General features: G+C 58.2%; 11 protein-coding genes and 1 tRNA gene. 6 read left to right on the top strand and 6 right to left on the bottom strand.

Annotation, left to right across the window (positions count from 1 at the left end; translation table 11 throughout):
• Positions 1 to 11: 11 nt before the first annotated feature.
• The 3 genes from ABD837_RS05985 to asnB form a co-directional block, all read right to left on the bottom strand.
• Complete coding sequence (locus ABD837_RS05985) at positions 12 to 968, bottom strand: UDP-glucuronic acid decarboxylase family protein (protein ID WP_345051542.1); 957 nt, start codon at positions 966 to 968, stop codon at positions 12 to 14.
• Between the two features lie 128 nt (positions 969 to 1,096).
• The gene (locus tag ABD837_RS05980; protein WP_345051539.1) at positions 1,097 to 2,434 is read right to left on the bottom strand and encodes a UDP-glucose dehydrogenase family protein; all 1,338 of its coding nucleotides are present in this window, start codon (positions 2,432 to 2,434) and stop codon (positions 1,097 to 1,099) included.
• Positions 2,435 to 2,477: 43 nt separating this feature from the next.
• Positions 2,478 to 4,427, bottom strand: a complete 1,950-nt coding sequence (asnB, locus tag ABD837_RS05975; RefSeq protein ID WP_345051537.1) for an asparagine synthase (glutamine-hydrolyzing) — start codon at positions 4,425 to 4,427, stop codon at positions 2,478 to 2,480.
• Between the two features lie 187 nt (positions 4,428 to 4,614).
• On the opposite strand from asnB, the gene ABD837_RS05970 reads away from it, so the two are divergent.
• Positions 4,615 to 5,061 (top strand): acyl-CoA-binding protein, encoded by a 447-nt coding sequence (locus ABD837_RS05970; RefSeq protein WP_345051534.1) that lies wholly within the window; start codon positions 4,615 to 4,617, stop codon positions 5,059 to 5,061.
• A 182-nt stretch (positions 5,062 to 5,243) separates the two neighbouring features.
• Entirely contained in the window at positions 5,244 to 6,899 is a 1,656-nt protein-coding gene (locus ABD837_RS05965; RefSeq protein ID WP_345051531.1) for an amidase, read from the top strand.
• Positions 6,900 to 7,104: 205 nt separating this feature from the next.
• On the opposite strand, the gene ABD837_RS05960 is transcribed toward ABD837_RS05965, so the two are convergent.
• Complete coding sequence (locus tag ABD837_RS05960) at positions 7,105 to 8,526, bottom strand: FAD-binding oxidoreductase (protein WP_345051528.1); 1,422 nt, start codon at positions 8,524 to 8,526, stop codon at positions 7,105 to 7,107.
• Positions 8,527 to 8,611: 85 nt separating this feature from the next.
• Between ABD837_RS05960 and ABD837_RS05955 the strand changes: the two genes are divergently transcribed.
• From ABD837_RS05955 to ABD837_RS05945, 3 genes are all read left to right on the top strand, one after another.
• Entirely contained in the window at positions 8,612 to 9,193 is a 582-nt protein-coding gene (locus ABD837_RS05955) for a C40 family peptidase (protein ID WP_345051525.1), read from the top strand.
• A gap of 168 nt (positions 9,194 to 9,361) precedes the next feature.
• Positions 9,362 to 12,943: a TonB-dependent receptor gene (locus ABD837_RS05950; RefSeq protein WP_345051523.1), complete on the top strand. Its 3,582-nt coding sequence runs from the start codon at positions 9,362 to 9,364 to the stop codon at positions 12,941 to 12,943.
• Positions 12,944 to 13,129: 186 nt separating this feature from the next.
• Positions 13,130 to 13,203: transfer RNA gene (locus tag ABD837_RS05945), tRNA-Ala, on the top strand.
• Positions 13,204 to 13,331: 128 nt separating this feature from the next.
• On the opposite strand, the gene cysK is transcribed toward ABD837_RS05945, so the two are convergent.
• Positions 13,332 to 14,255, bottom strand: a complete 924-nt coding sequence (cysK, locus tag ABD837_RS05940) for a cysteine synthase A (RefSeq protein WP_345051521.1) — start codon at positions 14,253 to 14,255, stop codon at positions 13,332 to 13,334.
• Positions 14,256 to 14,432: 177 nt separating this feature from the next.
• On the bottom strand, positions 14,433 to 15,272 hold the full coding sequence (locus tag ABD837_RS05935) for a serine O-acetyltransferase (protein WP_345051519.1): 840 nt from the start codon (positions 15,270 to 15,272) through the stop codon (positions 14,433 to 14,435).
• Positions 15,273 to 15,462: 190 nt separating this feature from the next.
• Here ABD837_RS05935 and ABD837_RS05930 point away from each other — a divergent pair, with 190 nt between their 5' ends.
• The gene (locus ABD837_RS05930; RefSeq protein WP_345051516.1) at positions 15,463 to 15,804 is read left to right on the top strand and encodes a cupin domain-containing protein; all 342 of its coding nucleotides are present in this window, start codon (positions 15,463 to 15,465) and stop codon (positions 15,802 to 15,804) included.
• Positions 15,805 to 15,855: the final 51 nt, after the last annotated feature.

Below are 15,855 nucleotides of genomic sequence, written 5' to 3'. Positions count from 1 at the left end.
CGAATTGCTGCTTATTTCACGTGTTCCTTGAAGTATTCCAGCGTGCGACGCAGGCCTTCGGCCCGGTCCACCTTTGGCTCCCAGCCCAGAATTTCCTTGGCCTTCGTGATGTCCGGACGGCGCTTCATGGGGTCGTTTTCGGGCAGGGCCTGGTAAGTAGGCTGGAACTCGACGCCGGTGAGGCGCGCAATTTCCTCGCCGAACTCTTTGATGGTGATTTCGTCGGGATTGCCGATGTTCACCGGCATATGGTAGTCGCTTAGCAGCAGGCGGTAAATGCCTTCCACGAGGTCGTCCACGTAGCAAAACGAGCGGGTTTGCGAGCCGTCGCCGAACACCGTCAGGTTCTCGCCGCGCAGGGCCTGCGAGAGGAAAGCCGGCAACACGCGGCCGTCGTTGAGGCGCATGCGCGGGCCGTAGGTGTTGAAGATGCGGATGATGCGGGTTTCCAGGCCGTGGTGGTTGTGGTAGGCCATGGTAATCGCCTCCTGGAAGCGCTTGGCCTCGTCGTAGCAGCCACGAGGACCCACGGGGTTTACGTTGCCATAATACTCCTCCACCTGGGGGTGAATTTCGGGGTCGCCGTATACCTCCGAGGTGCTGGCAATCAGCATGCGAGCCCCTTTCACCCGCGCCAGGCCCAGCAGGTTGTGCGTGCCGAGCGAACCCACCTTCAGGGTCTGAATCGGAATTTTGAGGTAGTCAATCGGCGAGGCCGGCGAGGCGAAGTGCAGGATGTAATCGAGCTTGCCGGGCACGAACACGAATTTGCTCACATCGGCCTGATGAAACTCGAAATCGGGCCGGCCAAACAGGTGCTCGATGTTCTGAAGCGAACCCGTAATCAGGTTGTCCATGGCGACGACGTGGTAGCCTTCTTTCAGGAACCGGTCGCAGAGATGCGAGCCCAGAAAACCGGCGCCGCCGGTAATGAGGACGCGTTTTTTATCGGTGGTATTGTCGGTCATATATTCTTCTTGTCATCCTGAGCATAGCGAAGGACCCTATCACGTCCGCTCGGCTCGGGTAAATAGTAATCCTGAAGAGCGCAGCCATGATAAGGTCCTTCAATGCGCTTAGGATGACAGTTTTGTTATTAGGCGGGCTCCTTGTGGTCGGTTTTGATGCCGATACAGTAGTAAACAAAGCCCAATTCCTTCAACTCCTTGGCGTCGTAGATGTTGCGGCCGTCGAAAATGGCTTTCTGCTTCATTAAGCGGCTCATTACCGAAAAATTAGGCACGCGGAATTCGGGCCATTCCGTCACAATAAGCAGCGCGTCGGCGTCGATGAGGGCATCGAATTCGTCCTTAGCGTAAGTAATGGAGTTACCCAGCGTGTGCTCAGCCTCCTTCATCGCAACGGGGTCGTAAGCTGTCACGGTGCAGCCAGCGGCTAGTAGCTTCTCGATGATAACCAGCGAGGGAGCCTCGCGCATGTCGTCGGTTTTCGGCTTAAAGGACAGGCCCCAAAGGGCAATTTTCAACCCTTTCAGCTGGCCGCCAAAGTGCTTGCTCACCTTGTCGAAGAGCACCGATTTCTGGTCCTCGTTCACGCTTTCTACGGCGCGCAGTACCTGCATGTCGTAGCCGTTTTCCTGGGCCGTTTTGATGAGCGCCTTCACGTCCTTCGGGAAACAGGAGCCGCCGTAGCCAATGCCCGGGTAGATGAACTTGGTACCAATGCGGGCATCGGAGCCAATGCCGCGGCGCACCATGTTCACATCGGCACCCATGATTTCGCACAGGTTGGCGATGTCGTTCATAAAGCTGATTTTCGTGGCCAGCATCGAGTTAGCCGCGTATTTCGTCATCTCCGCCGACGGAATATCCATGAAGATAATCGGGTGGCCGTTCAGCAAGAAGGGCTTGTAGAGCTTGGTCATCACATCCTCGGCACGTTCCGAAGAAATCCCTACCACGATGCGGTCGGGCTTGAGAAAGTCGTCGATGGCGGCCCCTTCCTTCAGGAATTCAGGGTTGGAAGCCACGTCGAACTCGATATCCTCACCGCGTTTAGCCAGCGCTTTTTCAATTTCGGCGCGCACTTTGGCGGCGGTACCCACGGGCACCGTGCTTTTGGTCACAATCACGCCGTAGCTGCTCATGTGCTCGCCAATGCCACGGGCCACGGCCAGCACGTATTTCAGGTCGGCCGAGCCGTCTTCACCGGGCGGGGTGCCCACCGCGATAAAAGCCACGTCGCAACCCTTAATGGCCTCGCTTAGGTTGGTGGAGAACTGCAGGCGGCCTTTCTCCACGTTGCGGGTCACCATTTCTTCGAGGCCCGGCTCGTAAATCGGCAAAATGCCCTTGTGCAGATTGTCAATCTTTTTTTGGTCGATGTCGATGCACGTAACCTCAATGCCAACTTCGGCAAAGCACGTTCCGGTTACTAATCCGACATAGCCGGTGCCTACTACTGCGATTTTCATGAATAAGGTATTTCGAAAAGAAACGACTGGTTAAGAAACTGCTTTAGCTCGCCCGTTTAGGAGCGGCTTTCACGGCAGGACGGGTCTCGTTGGCCATGTACTGCTTCCACCAAGTCTGGAACACGATGAGGCCCCAGATGCGGGCGTGCACGTCGCCGGGGCTGCGCGAAAATAGCTGGGCTTTAAGCGCGCGAATGGCATCTACGTCGAAAATGCCCTGGGCTTCGATGAACTCGTCGCGCAGCAAATCATTCTCGATGAGTGAGCGTAATTCGCCGCGCATCCACTTCAATAGGGGCACTTCGAAGCCGTGTTTGGGGCGGTCGTAGAGTTCGACGGGCAGCTCGGAGCGGAAGGCATCCTGCACGATGCGCTTTTTCATGTTCGCATCAACCTTGCTGCTCACGGGCAGCGAGAAAGCGAAGTTGACCACTTTGTAGTCGAGAAAGGGTGTGCGCACTTCCAGCGAGTTGGCCATGCTCATCAAATCAACTTTGGTGAGCATGTCGTACGGCAGCACCAAGCTCATGTCCGTTAGCAGCACCTCGTTGAGGTCGCCGTCGGAGTGCAGGTGCTCCAGGATGTCCTTACGGCGCTTCACAGCCGCCTTTTTGCCCACTTTGCGGCGGCTTTCGGCGCTGAGCAGGTTGCGCGCGTCGGTGGCCGAGGCGAAGCTGGCCCAGTCCCAGTACCGGTCTTTTACGCCGGCCGTCATGCCGCGCGAGAAGCGCTGGAGCTGCCGGATGCGGTTGCCAAAAAAGCCGTTGCGCGACTTGGGCAGCGCGTCCCACACAAAACCCAGGGCCGTGACGGCTTCGGCCTTCACGCCGCCCTGCCGCACCTTGAACTCGCCCATGTGCTTGTTGTAGCCGCCAAACATTTCGTCGGCGCCGTCGCCGCTCAGGGCCACGGTTACTTTTTGGCGGGTGCGCTGGCTGAGGATGTACACGGCCAGGGCCGAGGAATCGGCAAACGGCTCGTCTAGGTAGTCCAGCATGCTGTGGATGTGCTCGTAGAGGTCGTCGTTGCTCAGCGAAAAAACGGTGTGGTTGGTCTTGTGGCGCTCGGCCACGAGGTTGGCGTACTTGGTCTCGTCGAAGAACGGCTCGTCTTTGAAGCCAATGCTGAACGTGCTCAGGTGCGGGGTATGGCGCGAGGCCAGCGCGGCAATGACGCTGGAGTCGATGCCACCGCTGAGGAAGCAGCCCAACGGCACGTCGGCTACTAGGCGGCGCTGCACGGCGCCGTCCATCAGCTCGACCAGCTTTTTCTGCTGCTGCTCGTAGGTGAGCTTGTTTTTGGCGACCTTTTTGGGGTCGTAGGGAATCTTGTACCAGGCCTTGCCCACCACTTTCCCCTCTTTAATGTAAAGGTAATGGCCCGGCAGCAGCTTCTTCACGCCCTTAAAAATGCTGGCGGGGCCGGGGATGTAGTTCAGCTGCAGGTACTGGCTCAGGGCCACAAAGTCGATTTTGCGCGGCACGCCCAGCGCCATCATCGACTTCATTTCGGAAGCGAAAAACAGCCGGTCTTCGTCGCGGTAGATGAGCAGGGGCTTCACACCGTAACGGTCGCGGGCAATCAGCAGGGAGTTTTCCTCCTTGTCGTAAATCGCAAAGCCGAAAAAGCCGTTGAGCTTTTTGATAAAGCTGCGGCCTTCGGTGATATAAAGCTGAAGAATAACCTCGGTATCGGTCTGCGAATGAAACTTGCAGCCCCGCTTTATCAGCTTTTCGCGCAGCTCGCGGTAGTTGAAGATTTCGCCGTTGAATACGATGGTGTAGCGGCCCGACTCGTCGGTCATCGGCTGGTTGCCGTCGGCCGAGAGGTCGAGAATGGCCAGGCGGCGGAAGCCCAGCCCGCACTGGTCGTACACGAAGTGGCCCTCCGAATCGGGACCGCGGCGAATGATGGCGTCAGTCGACGCCTGCAGGTTGGCCAGCGACTGGCGTCCTGTTTCGGTAAAGGCAAATACTCCGGTTATTCCACACATAGTCGCCCGCAAAAGTACGACCCCGCAACCTAAAGCCCATCCTCGGGGTATTGACACAGTGCCGGCCCGGCACTGGTTCAACCAACCATGGCCCGGCCGCTTACCTGATTTTCATTGCCTTTCGCCCCTATACGGTGGCCGACAGGCTTTCCTCTGCTTCACCTCTCATCCTATTTTTTTGATTGTCATGGACCTTAATGCGCAATTTCAGGCTGCAGCCGATAAAGTAAACAACCTGCCCGGCGACGTGGCTGCCAAGCACATGACCGAGCTTTACGGCCTCTTCAAGCAGGCAACCGAAGGCGACGTGAACATGCAAAGCGACGAGGTAGACGCCTCGGCCGCCGACAAAGCCGACGGCCCCGCTGGCCTCTCGCAGGCCCAGTGGGACTCGTGGAACCAGTTTAAGGGCGTGGCCGAGGACGAAGCTAAGCGTCGCTACGTGGCCAAAACGGCCGAAATAACGGGTGGTGCTACTTCGGACCCAACCGGTGGAGCCGCCGAAGCGGGTGCAGTGCCCACCGATGGCCTAACCGGAGCTCCTTCTACCACCGACCACGGCGGCCTGAAGGGTGATATCAGAGCTGGGGCACCCTACGGCAGCGAAGAGAAGCTGAAGGGCCTGCAGAACTAGCTGAAGATTATTCGTCTCGCAAGACAGAATGCTATATAAAAGCCGATTTCCTCCGAGAAATCGGCTTTTTGCATGCTTAGTGGGCATAATGTTGTTGGCCGCAGCGTGCCGATTCGTGTCCTGCTGGGCCGTATCATTGCTAGCCGGCACTTGTGCCACGTCTCCCCTCTCCTTTTTTACTCATGGACCGTCGTCTTTTCCTGAATCAAAGCACCCGCGTAGCCCTCACTGCGGCTCTGCTGCCCGCCGTGGCTTGCCAAACCACCACCGATAAGCCGGCAGCCGATGCCGCAGCCGGGGGTTCGGTGACACCAGAGCCAGCCGGCTCCGGCGCAGCCGACAACTTTGAGCTGCATGAGCTGACCATCGCCGACCTGCAGGACCGCATGGCGAAAGGCACCGACACCGCCCGCAGCCTAACCGAGAAATACCTGGCCCGCATCAAGGCCCTCAACGAAGCCGGCCCGATGCTGCGCGCCGTCATCGAAACCAACCCCGATGCCCTCACCATTGCCGATGGCCTCGACCAGGAACGCAAGGCTGGCAAGGTGCGGGGCCCGCTGCACGGCATTCCAGTCCTCATAAAGGACAACATCGACAGCGGGGACCAGATGATGACCACCGCCGGGGCCTCGGCCCTGGCGGGCCACAAGGCCAAGCAGGATGCATTCATTCTGAAAAAGCTGCGAGCCGCCGGCGCGGTGCTGCTCGGCAAAACCAACCTGAGCGAGTGGGCCAACTTCCGCTCGTCGCACTCGGTGAGCGGCTGGAGCAGCCGCGGCCGCCAGAGCCGCAACCCGTATGCGCTGGACCGCAGCACCAGCGGCAGCAGCTCCGGGTCGGGCGCGGCGGCGGCGGCCAACCTCTGCGCCGTGGCCATTGGCACCGAAACGGACGGCTCGGTGGTGTCGCCCGCCTCGTGCAACGGGCTGGTAGGCCTCAAGCCCACGGTGGGCCTGCTCAGCCGCAGCGGCATTATCCCCATTTCGAGCACGCAGGATACAGCCGGCCCCATGGCCCGCACCGTGCGCGACGCAGCCCTGCTGCTGGGTGCGCTACAAGGCCCCGACCCGGCCGACCCGGCCCGGCTGCCCATTCCGGCCGGCACTCCTTCCGACTACGCTACTTTCCTGAAAGCCGATGCCTTGAAAGGCCAGCGCCTGGGTGTCGAGAAAGCCCACCTCAACGGCCCGCCCGCGGTGGCCGCGCTGCTGAAAGAAGCCATAGCGGCCCTGAAAGCCCAGGGCGCCACCATTGTAGAAATAGAGCTAAACAAGCTGGTGAACCCACTTGGCGAGGCCGAATTCGACGTGCTGCTCTACGAATTCAAAGAGGGCGTGAATAAGTATCTCAGCACCGCTGGGGCCGGCGTGAAGAACCTGACCGATGTCATCGCCTATAATAAGGAGCATGCTGCCGAAGCCATGCCCTTCTTCGGGCAGGAAACCCTGATTCGATCCGAAGCCACCGATGGACTTGGCAATCCCAAATACAAAGCTGCTGTGCAAAAAACTGTAACCGGTGCCCGCCAGGCCATTGATGGCCTGCTGAAAAAGCACCAACTGGCTGCCATCGTGGGCGTGACTACCGGCCCGGCCTGGTGCATCGATTGGGTGAACGGCGACTACTCGACGGGCGTCGACTTCTCCTCGCCAGCCGCTATGGCCGGCTACCCGCACCTTACCGTGCCCATGGGCCAGGTGCTGGGGCTACCGGTAGGCTTGTCGTTTGTGGGTCCGGCCTACCAGGAAGGCCGGCTGCTGGCACTGGGCTATGCTTACGAGCAGGCCACGCACAAGCGCATGGCACCGAAGTTTTTGCCGACAGTGACAGTGTAGCATAGCTTGTCTTCCTAACGAAGCGCGGCAACCTGTCTGTTTATAGCAACTAACCTTGAACTGTGACAAACCTTTTTCACTGAAAAGCCCCGACACTGCGCAGTGTCGGGGCTTTTCAGTGAAAAAGGTTTTTGTGCTGTAATATGTAATTGCTACGCTGCCAACACGAGTACCGCATTGCGCGATGCGGTACTCGTGTTGGCAGCTAAAAAATCTTGCCCGGATTCAGAATCCCGTGCGGGTCGAAGACCTGCTTGATGCCCCGCATCAGGTTGAGGTTGGCTTCTTTCAACGCGATGCCGATGTAGCCTTTTTGCACCAGGCCGATGCCGTGCTCGCCCGAAATGGTACCGCCGAGCCTCACGCACAACTCAAAAATTTCGGTGATGGGCTGGCGCAGGCCCACGTTCCACATCTCGTCGTCGAAGTCGCCGCGGATAATGTTGACGTGCAGGTTACCGTCGCCGGCGTGGCCGTAGCACACGCTTTTGAAGCCGTAGCGGGCGCCAATTTCTTTCACCCCCTTCAGCAACGTGGGCAGTTCGGCGCGGGGCACTACGGTGTCTTCCTCCTTATACACCGAGTTGTAGCGCACCGAATTGCCAATGTTGCGGCGAATTTTCCACAGGTCGTCTTTCTGGCCAGCGGTGTCGGCCAGCAGAATTTCGTCCACGTCGTACTGTTCCAGCACGCTGTACACTTGCTCGGCTTCCTTGTAAAGGTGGTCGAGGTCCTGGCCATCGAGCTCGATGAGCAGGTGGGCTTTGATGTCTTCGGGCAGCGCGAGCGGAATTTTGAGGTAATCAGACGACCAGGCAATGGCTTCGCGCTCCATAAACTCCATGCCCGATGGAATGATGCCCGCCCGGAACACGGCCGACACCGCCTCTGCCGCCTGCTCTTCGCGGCGGAAGGGCACCAGCATCAGAATATTGTGCTGCGGAAAGGGCAATAGCCGAAACACCACTTTGGTAATAATGCCGAGGGTGCCTTCCGAGCCCACCATGAGCTGCGTCAGGTTGTAGCCGGTGGAATTTTTCAACGTGTTGGCCGCCGTCCAGATAACATCGCCGGTGGGCAGCACCACTTGGAGGTTCAGCACATAGTCTTTTGTGGTACCGTATTTCACCGCCTTGGGGCCGCCGCTGCTATGGGCAAGGTTGCCGCCCAGCGAGCAGCTGCCCTTGCTGGCTGGGTCGGGCGGATAAAACAGGCCCACTTCCTTCACCGCATTTTGGAAGACTTCGTTGATAACCCCCGGTTCCACGGTCGCCTGCAGGTTGCGCTCGTCGATTTCCAGAATCTTATTGAGTCGCTCGGTGCTCAGCACCACTCCGTGGTGAATGGGCAACGCCCCGCCGCTAAGGCCGGTACCCGCTCCGCGCGGCGTTACGGGCAGGTGATGCTCGTGGCAGAGGCGCATAATGGCGCCAATTTCCTCAGCGGAGCCGGGCCGTAGCACCACATCGGGCGCAAAGTGAAAGTCCTCGGTATGGTCGCGGCCGTAGTCGGCATAGGCATCGGCGGTAGCGGCCGCTTCGGCGCGCTGAGCCGTGAGTACATGCGCAGGCCCCACAATGGCCTCGAAGTCAACCAATAATTCGGGGGTTAATTCGTTAAAATTCATAAGCGGCAAAACGAAAAGGCCGCGCAAACTATCTTTGCGGCCGATGGGGAGGGTGACAACGAAGATACTACCGCTGCTACTGGCTTTGCTTTTGCTGGCCGGCTGCCACCGCAAGCTAAATTATCGCGACGGCCAGTACCGCTCGGCCCGCGAAATGGTGCGCCTCAAAAAGGGCGGCCGCGTGCGGCCGGTGGGCAAAACCAAAGTCGTAGGCGTAAGCCCCAGCGGAGCCAAAATCAAGGTGGTAGCCAAGCGCCCTGCACGCGTGGGCAATGCTACCGGCACGCTGGCCTCGGTGATTGAGACTGCCCGCTCCTACCAGGGCACGCCTTACTTGTACGGCGGCACCACGCGCCTGGGCCTGGACTGCTCGGGGCTGCTGCAATTGTCTTTCAGCGAGGCCGGGGTAACTATTCCGCGCTCTTCCAATGAGCAGGCGGTATGGGGCGACCCCGTGAAATCGACCGAGCTGCGGCCCGGCGACCTGGTTTTTTTCGGAGCCTCACCCGGCAGTCGTACAATTACGCACGTGGGCCTCGTAACCGTGGCCGATGACGAGGGCATAGATTTTATTCATGCCTCTACCTCACTTGGCGTTGTCGAGAACAGCTTAGAGTCAGACTATTATTTGAGTCGGTTTATCAGAGCTGTACGCCCCAAGCTGTAATAATGCGGTCCAAATTTCTTTTTTGGACCACAACTTACCCTTTTTGTTTCTTAAAAATGGTAAATTTGCCGTAATATTGGCTTTTTCCCCTTGTTCGTACCTTTACCCCGCTTTTCCCTACTGCCCTCTTTTACTTTAAAGCCCACTGTTTCCACCAAACTTTTTTTTATGAACAACTCATTTTTACGCCATTTTGTGTTGCTGGCGATGATGCTCTTCACCGCCCGACTGGGTTGGTCGCAGGGTGCCACGACGGCTGCCATGAGCGGGATTATTTCCGACAAAACCGGCGCGGGCCTACCCGGAGCGACGGTGATTGCCGTGCATACTCCTACGAACACGCAATACGTAACGCCCACCAACTCGGAGGGTCGCTTCAACATCCAGAACATGCGCGTAGGTGGTCCCTACACGATTAAGGTAACGTTCGTAGGTTACAAGGACCTGGTGCGTGAGGGCATTAGCCTTAGCCTGGGCCAGAACCTGCGCTTCGACCAGCAGCTGAACGACAACTCTACTGAGTTGACGGAAGTAACGGTGAGCGGCCGCCGCGACCCGGTAATGAATGCCGACCACACCGGTGCCCAAACGACCATTCAACGCGAAACGATTGAGCGCCTGCCTACTCTGAACCGCTCTTTCGCCGACTTCACCCGTCTAACGCCTCAAGCCAACGGTAACAGCTTCGGCGGCCGTAATACCGGCTTCAACAACATCACCATCGACGGGGCTATTTTCAACAACTCCTTTGGCCTCTCGGGCACAGTAGGTGGTCAGGCTGGTGCGCAGCCCATTTCGATTGACGCTATCGACCAGATTCAGGTGAGCATAGCGCCGTTTGACGTACGTCAAGGTTCGTTCACTGGCGCCAGCATCAATGCCGTAACCCGTAGCGGTACGAACACATTCTCGGGTTCCATCTACGGATTTTACCGCGACCAAAAGCTGGTGGGCAGCAAAGTAGGCGATGTAACGTCGGACTACCCGAACTTTAACCTGAAGAATTTCGGCTTCCGCTTTGGCGGGCCCATTATCAAGGACAAGCTGTTTTTCTTCATGAACGCCGAGCGCGAGTTGCGCAACGCTCCTCCCGGCGGCAACTACCGCGCAACGGTTGCTGGAGAAACGCCTACCCCCACCACTTCTGCTGCTACTGCCCAGGACCTCAACGCATTGTCCAACTTCCTTCAGCAGCAGTTCAATTACAACCCCGGTGCTTACCAGGATTACGTGTTGCGTCAAAACAGCGACAAAATCACCGCGCGTCTGGACTGGAACATCAACAACGACCACCGCTTCAACATCAAGTACAACTACCTAAAATCGTTCGCTGATATTCCTCCAAGCGCTAGCGGTGCCATCGGTACCCGCTCGCAAAGCCAGTTTGGTCTTCCGTTCCAGTCGGCCTACTACACCATCAACAACAACCTTAGCTCAATCATCGCCGAACTGAACTCGACGCTGGGAGGGGGCAAATTCTCAAACAACCTCACGGCTGGCTACTCGGCTTTCCGTGACTTCCGCTCGACCTTCTCGTCGGTGTTCCCGCTGGTTGACATCGGCACCAATGTGGGCCTGACGGCTTTCCCAACCGCAGGTAACCCGAACCCGGCTTTTTCGGCTCCTTCGGCTACGCTCACCTCGTTTGGCTACGAGCCCTTCACGGCCGGCAACCTGCTCGATACCGATGTGTACCAGGTTGGTGACAACTTCACGGCTTATCTAGGTAAGCACAACGTGACCATTGGTACCTACAACGAATTTTACAAGTTCAAGAACGGCTTCGCGCCGAACTACAACGGCTTGTACCGTTTCAGCTCACTTGAAGATTTTTACAACGCCAACGGTTTTTCTTATGACCGCAGCAACGGCACGTACAAAGCTTATAATACAACAGATAACATCAGCCCCGGCCGCGAAAACCCTGCTTTGTACCGCTTGCAGTACGCAGCCGACGGCAGCGGCCAAATTCCATTCGCGTACGTGAATGCGCAGCAGTACGGCTTGTACCTGCAAGATGAGTGGTCCCCCCGCCAGAACCTGAAAGTTACCGTCGGCATCCGCGGCGACTTGCCAATTATCAGTGAAAACTTGACGAAGAACGTATACGTGAGCGGCGGCACTCTCGCTGATGGTACGACTATCCCTGGCCTGACTTTCCGTGACGGCCAGCGCATCGACCTCAGCCGCGTACCCAAAACCAAGGTGTTGTTTTCGCCCCGTATTGGTGTGAACTGGGATGTGAACGACGACCGCAAGACGCAGGTGCGCGGCGGCACGGGCATCTTCACTGGCCGTATTCCTTTTGTGCTGATTTCGAACCAGGCCAGCAACAACGGCGTCCTGTTTGGTAGCCTCGATGCCACGCCCAGCGGCAACCCCAACTTGGCCAGCAGCGTCACTTCAGCCTTCCCTTTCAGCTCCAATGTTGACCAGTACCGCCCCACAACGGGCGCTACCGCTGCGACGGGTTACAACCTAGCTGTAACGGACCGCAACTTCCAGTTTCCGCAGGTTTGGCGGACCAACATCGCCATCGACCAGGAACTGTTCGGCGGTGTAATTGGTACCCTCGAAGCACTGTACACCAAGGACTTGAATGCCCTTGCTTTTGAAAACGTGAACCTGCCCAACGCCGTAGGCCGGGCTGCCGGACCGGATAATCGCCCTATCTTCTACACCTTTAGCGGTGCTCCCAATGCCACTACGGGCCTCGTAACCCGCACGGCCAACAACCGCATCTATGGCTTGGTAGGAACTGCTGCCCGCCCCCTGAACTCGGCGGCGGCTCCGAACATCACGGATGCCATCCTGATGAAAAACACGGACAAAGGCTATCAGTACTCTATCACCGCCCAATTGCAGAAAAGCTTTGCCAACGGTTTGTTTGGTAGCTTGGCCTACACCTACACCGATTCGCGCTCGGTAAACGACGGTGGTTCGACTCCGACGAACATCTGGCGTGACCGTTCGGTAAGCGGCGACCCGAACGCTACTGCTCTGAGCTACTCCAGCTACCTATCGCAACACCGCGTGATTGGGGTGCTCTCGTACCGCCACGAATACTTCGACCACTTTGGTACCACCATCTCGGCTTTCTATGTAGGCTCCCCTCAGGGTCGCTTCAGCTACCTCTACAGCGGCGACATGAATGGCGACGGCCAATCGAACGACCTGATTTACATTCCCCGCAACCGCGGTGAAATTCAGCTGCTCGACATTGCCATCAACGACACCCGCGCCAACGGTGCCGGCACGCCTGCTCGCATCGGCACCTATACCGCCGACGAACAGTACGCGGCCCTCGACGCTTATATCAATCAAGATGATTACTTGAGCAAGCACCGCGGCGAATACATGGAGCGTAACGGTGCCCAAAACCCCTGGCAGCACCAAGTTGACATGAAAGTGATTCAAGACATTTTCACCAACATTGGTAAAAACCGCAATACGTTGCAATTGTCGCTCGACATCTTCAACGTTGGCAACCTGCTGAACAGCAACTGGGGTCGCGGTCAATTCGCCAACCGCAACTCGGCGTTGCTCGCGTTTCAGGGCTACGATGCCCAAACCCGCCCTGTCTTTACGTTCCCTTACCTGACGGCCCCGGTGGTAACTCCCGGCAACGGCGCAACACCTGGTACCATCGCTACTCCAGGCGTGCCGCTGAATAACTCGTTCCGCGACAACGTAACCGGTCTGGATTCGCGCTGGCAGATGCAACTCGGCATACGCTACATCTTCAACTAAGCATTTCTGCTTAGGGTAGCCCCAGGAAGCGGGCAGGAAGCAATTCCTGCCCGCTTTTTTGTGGCTGATTGTTTGATGTTTGCGCACAATCAGCAAAAAAAGTGCGCGTATTGTTTGCCAGCGCAATAAATGGCCGTACTTTTGTCGAACCAAAGCGCAACTGGCACGGCGGTAAACAACAACTCAGGGGGATTAGCTCAGCTGGCTAGAGCGCTTGCATGGCATGCAAGAGGTCATCGGTTCGACTCCGATATTCTCCACTGAAGGTGTGAATGAAGATAAAAGCCCGTTCGGTTCTCCGAACGGGCTTTTTGTTTATCCAAAAAGCCGCAAAGGCCGGGTGTTCCGAAATGAGATTTCGGAACACCCGGCCTTTGCGGCTTTTACACTATACGAACAGGCCTTCGACCGACAAATACCGCTCGCCGGTGTCGTAGCAGAACGTGAGCACGCGGCTACCCTGGGGCATGTCGGGCAGCTTTTTGGCGATGGCCGCCAGGGAAGCTCCCGATGATACCCCAACAAATATGCCTTCCTCGCGGGCAGCGCGGCGGGTCATCTCATAGGCCTCGGCCTGGCCTACCTGAATGGTGCCGTCGAGGACATCAACGTGCAGGTTGTCGGGAATGAAACCGGCACCAATGCCCTGGATGGGGTGCGGTCCCGGCGCACCACCACTGATGACGGGCGAAGCCTCGGGCTCGACGGCAAAAGTCAGCAAGGCGGGGAAATGCGGCTTGAGAATTTGCGTCACGGCGGTAATGTGGCCGCCGGTGCCTACGCCGGTGATGTGGAAGTCGAAGCCTTCGGGCGCGTCACGCATGATTTCCTGGGCCGTGGTTTCGGCATGGATGCGCGGGTTGGCGGGGTTCGAGAACTGCATGGGCATCCAGGCACCGGGCGTGTTGGCCACAATTTCCTGCGCTTTTTCGATGGCACCCTTCATGCCTTTTTCGCGGGGCGTGAGCTCGAGGTTGGCCCCGTAGGCCGCCATAAGGCGGCGGCGCTCGATGCTCATGCTTTCGGGCATTACCAGGGTTAGCTTGTACCCTTTCACGGCGGCTACCAGAGCCAGGCCCACGCCGGTATTGCCGGAGGTGGGTTCTACAATCATACTTCCCTGGTTAAGAATGCCGTCGCGCTCGGCCTGTTCCACCATGCTCAGGGCAATGCGGTCCTTGATGGAGCCGCCGGGGTTGGCGCGCTCCAGCTTCACCCACACTTCCACATCGGGGCGGGTAGTAGCAAATAAACGATTGAGGCGAACCAACGGCGTGTTGCCAATGGTATCGAGAATGGAATTGGCTTTCATAAGTGTTGGGGACTTGAAAACGTGGAGACTTAAGGTCTTGAAAACGTAGCACTTGGCTTTTGATGAAAACAGGAGAGCCTGGAAAATCAGGAAAATGGGGGAAAGGAGGGCTGACTCCTGGAACAGAAGCTGAACTCCTGAAAAAGCTACCTTCCCAATACCCAAGTACCCAGATTTCTAAATCGAAAACACCAGTTCGGCCGAGGGGTCGAGGCTACGGGAAATATTGATGTGGGCGCGGTGATACACGCGCGAGTGCGAGGGTACGCTTTCGGTAAGCCACACGTTGCCGCCAATGATGCTGTGCGCGCCAATAACGGTGCTGCCGCCCAGGATGGTAGCCCCGGCGTATACCACCACGTGGTCTTCGATGGTGGGGTGGCGCTTGGTACCCTGCAAGCCCTTGGTTACGCTCATTGCGCCAAGCGTGACGCCCTGATATATCTGCACGTTGGCGCCAATCACGGCGCTTTCGCCGATAACAATGCCAGTGCCGTGGTCGATGCAGAAAGCAGCTCCGATGTGGGCGCCCGGGTGAATATCGATGCCGGTGCGCTGATGCGCGTACTCGCTAAGCAGGCGCGGCAGGCGCGGCAGGCCGCGCACGTACAGCGCATGCGCTACCCGGTAAAGGGCTGTGGCGTAGAAGCCCGGGTACGTGCTCACGATTTCGCCCAAGCCCTGAGCGGCGGGGTCGCTGGCCAGAATAGCACTGGCATCGCGCTGCAGTGCAGCCCGCAAGGCCGGCAGCTGGGCAGCAAACTCGTTGGCCAGCACCGAAGGAGGCGCGGGCAGGTTGGGCACTTGGTTGAGGAGCACAGCCAGCTCGGCCCGGAAGTGGTGGAGTTCGGCGGCTACGGCATCAGCGCTGGGCAAGGGCCGCTCGGCCCGCTGCGGAAACAGCAGGGCCAGGATGCCGTCGGCAAGGGCGCAGAAGGCCGCACCGGGCAGGGCATCGGGCACTGTGGCGTGGGCGTGGGCCAGCTGCTCGGCAAAAGTGAGGGTTTCGGAAGACACGATAGCAGAAAAAAGCGGAGGAATAACAGGGGGCAGTAAACCGGCCGGGAAGCCGAAGGTTTTGGGCTGGCCAAGGCAACGCCAACCACGACGACGCCGTTAACCCAGCCACCCTCCTGCCATAGCCGGCGGGCTGCTGCCAGAGCAAAAGGTACGCATTTCCCCTTCTCATTTTATTTTCTTCTGTGTTATGTCGGATACCACCCTCATCAAAATAGATTCGCGCTACTCGCCCAAAGGAGCCGAAGGCGAAAAATACCTGGCTTCGGGCAAGCACGTGGCCATGCGCTTGTGGGAAAACGAGCAGCCCGGCGAGGCCAAAGCGCCCGTTGCCCGGCCTTACGAAACCGTAGGCTATGTGCTGGCTGGCCGCGCCGAGCTGCACCTGGCCGGCCAGGTGGTTGTTCTGGAAGCCGGAAACTCCTGGGTGGTGCCGCAGGGAGCCGAGCACACCTATAAGGTTCTGGAAGCTTTTTCGGCGGTGGAAGCTACTTCTCCGCCGGCTCAGGTCCATGGCCGCGACGGCCACTAGCAGAGCAACCTGCTTGCCTGATACAGTTATCTGGCACGCTTAAGGCGGCAC

Origin of the sequence: Hymenobacter glaciei, assembly GCF_039539585.1 — a bacterium.
GTDB classification, from domain to species: domain Bacteria; phylum Bacteroidota; class Bacteroidia; order Cytophagales; family Hymenobacteraceae; genus Hymenobacter; species Hymenobacter glaciei.
The sequence above is the reverse complement of the archived record's forward strand: the minus strand, read 5'-3'. Positions and strand labels throughout refer to the sequence as shown.

Coding starts and splice junctions, on each gene's coding strand:
- ABD837_RS05980 (WP_345051539.1), bottom strand. CDS start 2,434: ATGAAAATCGCAGTAGTAGGCACCGGCTATGTCGGATTAGTAACCGGA.
- ABD837_RS05965 (WP_345051531.1), top strand. CDS start 5,244: ATGGACCGTCGTCTTTTCCTGAATCAAAGCACCCGCGTAGCCCTCACT.
- asnB (WP_345051537.1), bottom strand. CDS start 4,427: ATGTGTGGAATAACCGGAGTATTTGCCTTTACCGAAACAGGACGCCAG.
- cysK (WP_345051521.1), bottom strand. CDS start 14,255: ATGAAAGCCAATTCCATTCTCGATACCATTGGCAACACGCCGTTGGTT.
- ABD837_RS05930 (WP_345051516.1), top strand. CDS start 15,463: ATGTCGGATACCACCCTCATCAAAATAGATTCGCGCTACTCGCCCAAA.
- ABD837_RS05985 (WP_345051542.1), bottom strand. CDS start 968: ATGACCGACAATACCACCGATAAAAAACGCGTCCTCATTACCGGCGGC.
- ABD837_RS05960 (WP_345051528.1), bottom strand. CDS start 8,526: ATGAATTTTAACGAATTAACCCCCGAATTATTGGTTGACTTCGAGGCC.
- ABD837_RS05950 (WP_345051523.1), top strand. CDS start 9,362: ATGAACAACTCATTTTTACGCCATTTTGTGTTGCTGGCGATGATGCTC.
- ABD837_RS05970 (WP_345051534.1), top strand. CDS start 4,615: ATGGACCTTAATGCGCAATTTCAGGCTGCAGCCGATAAAGTAAACAAC.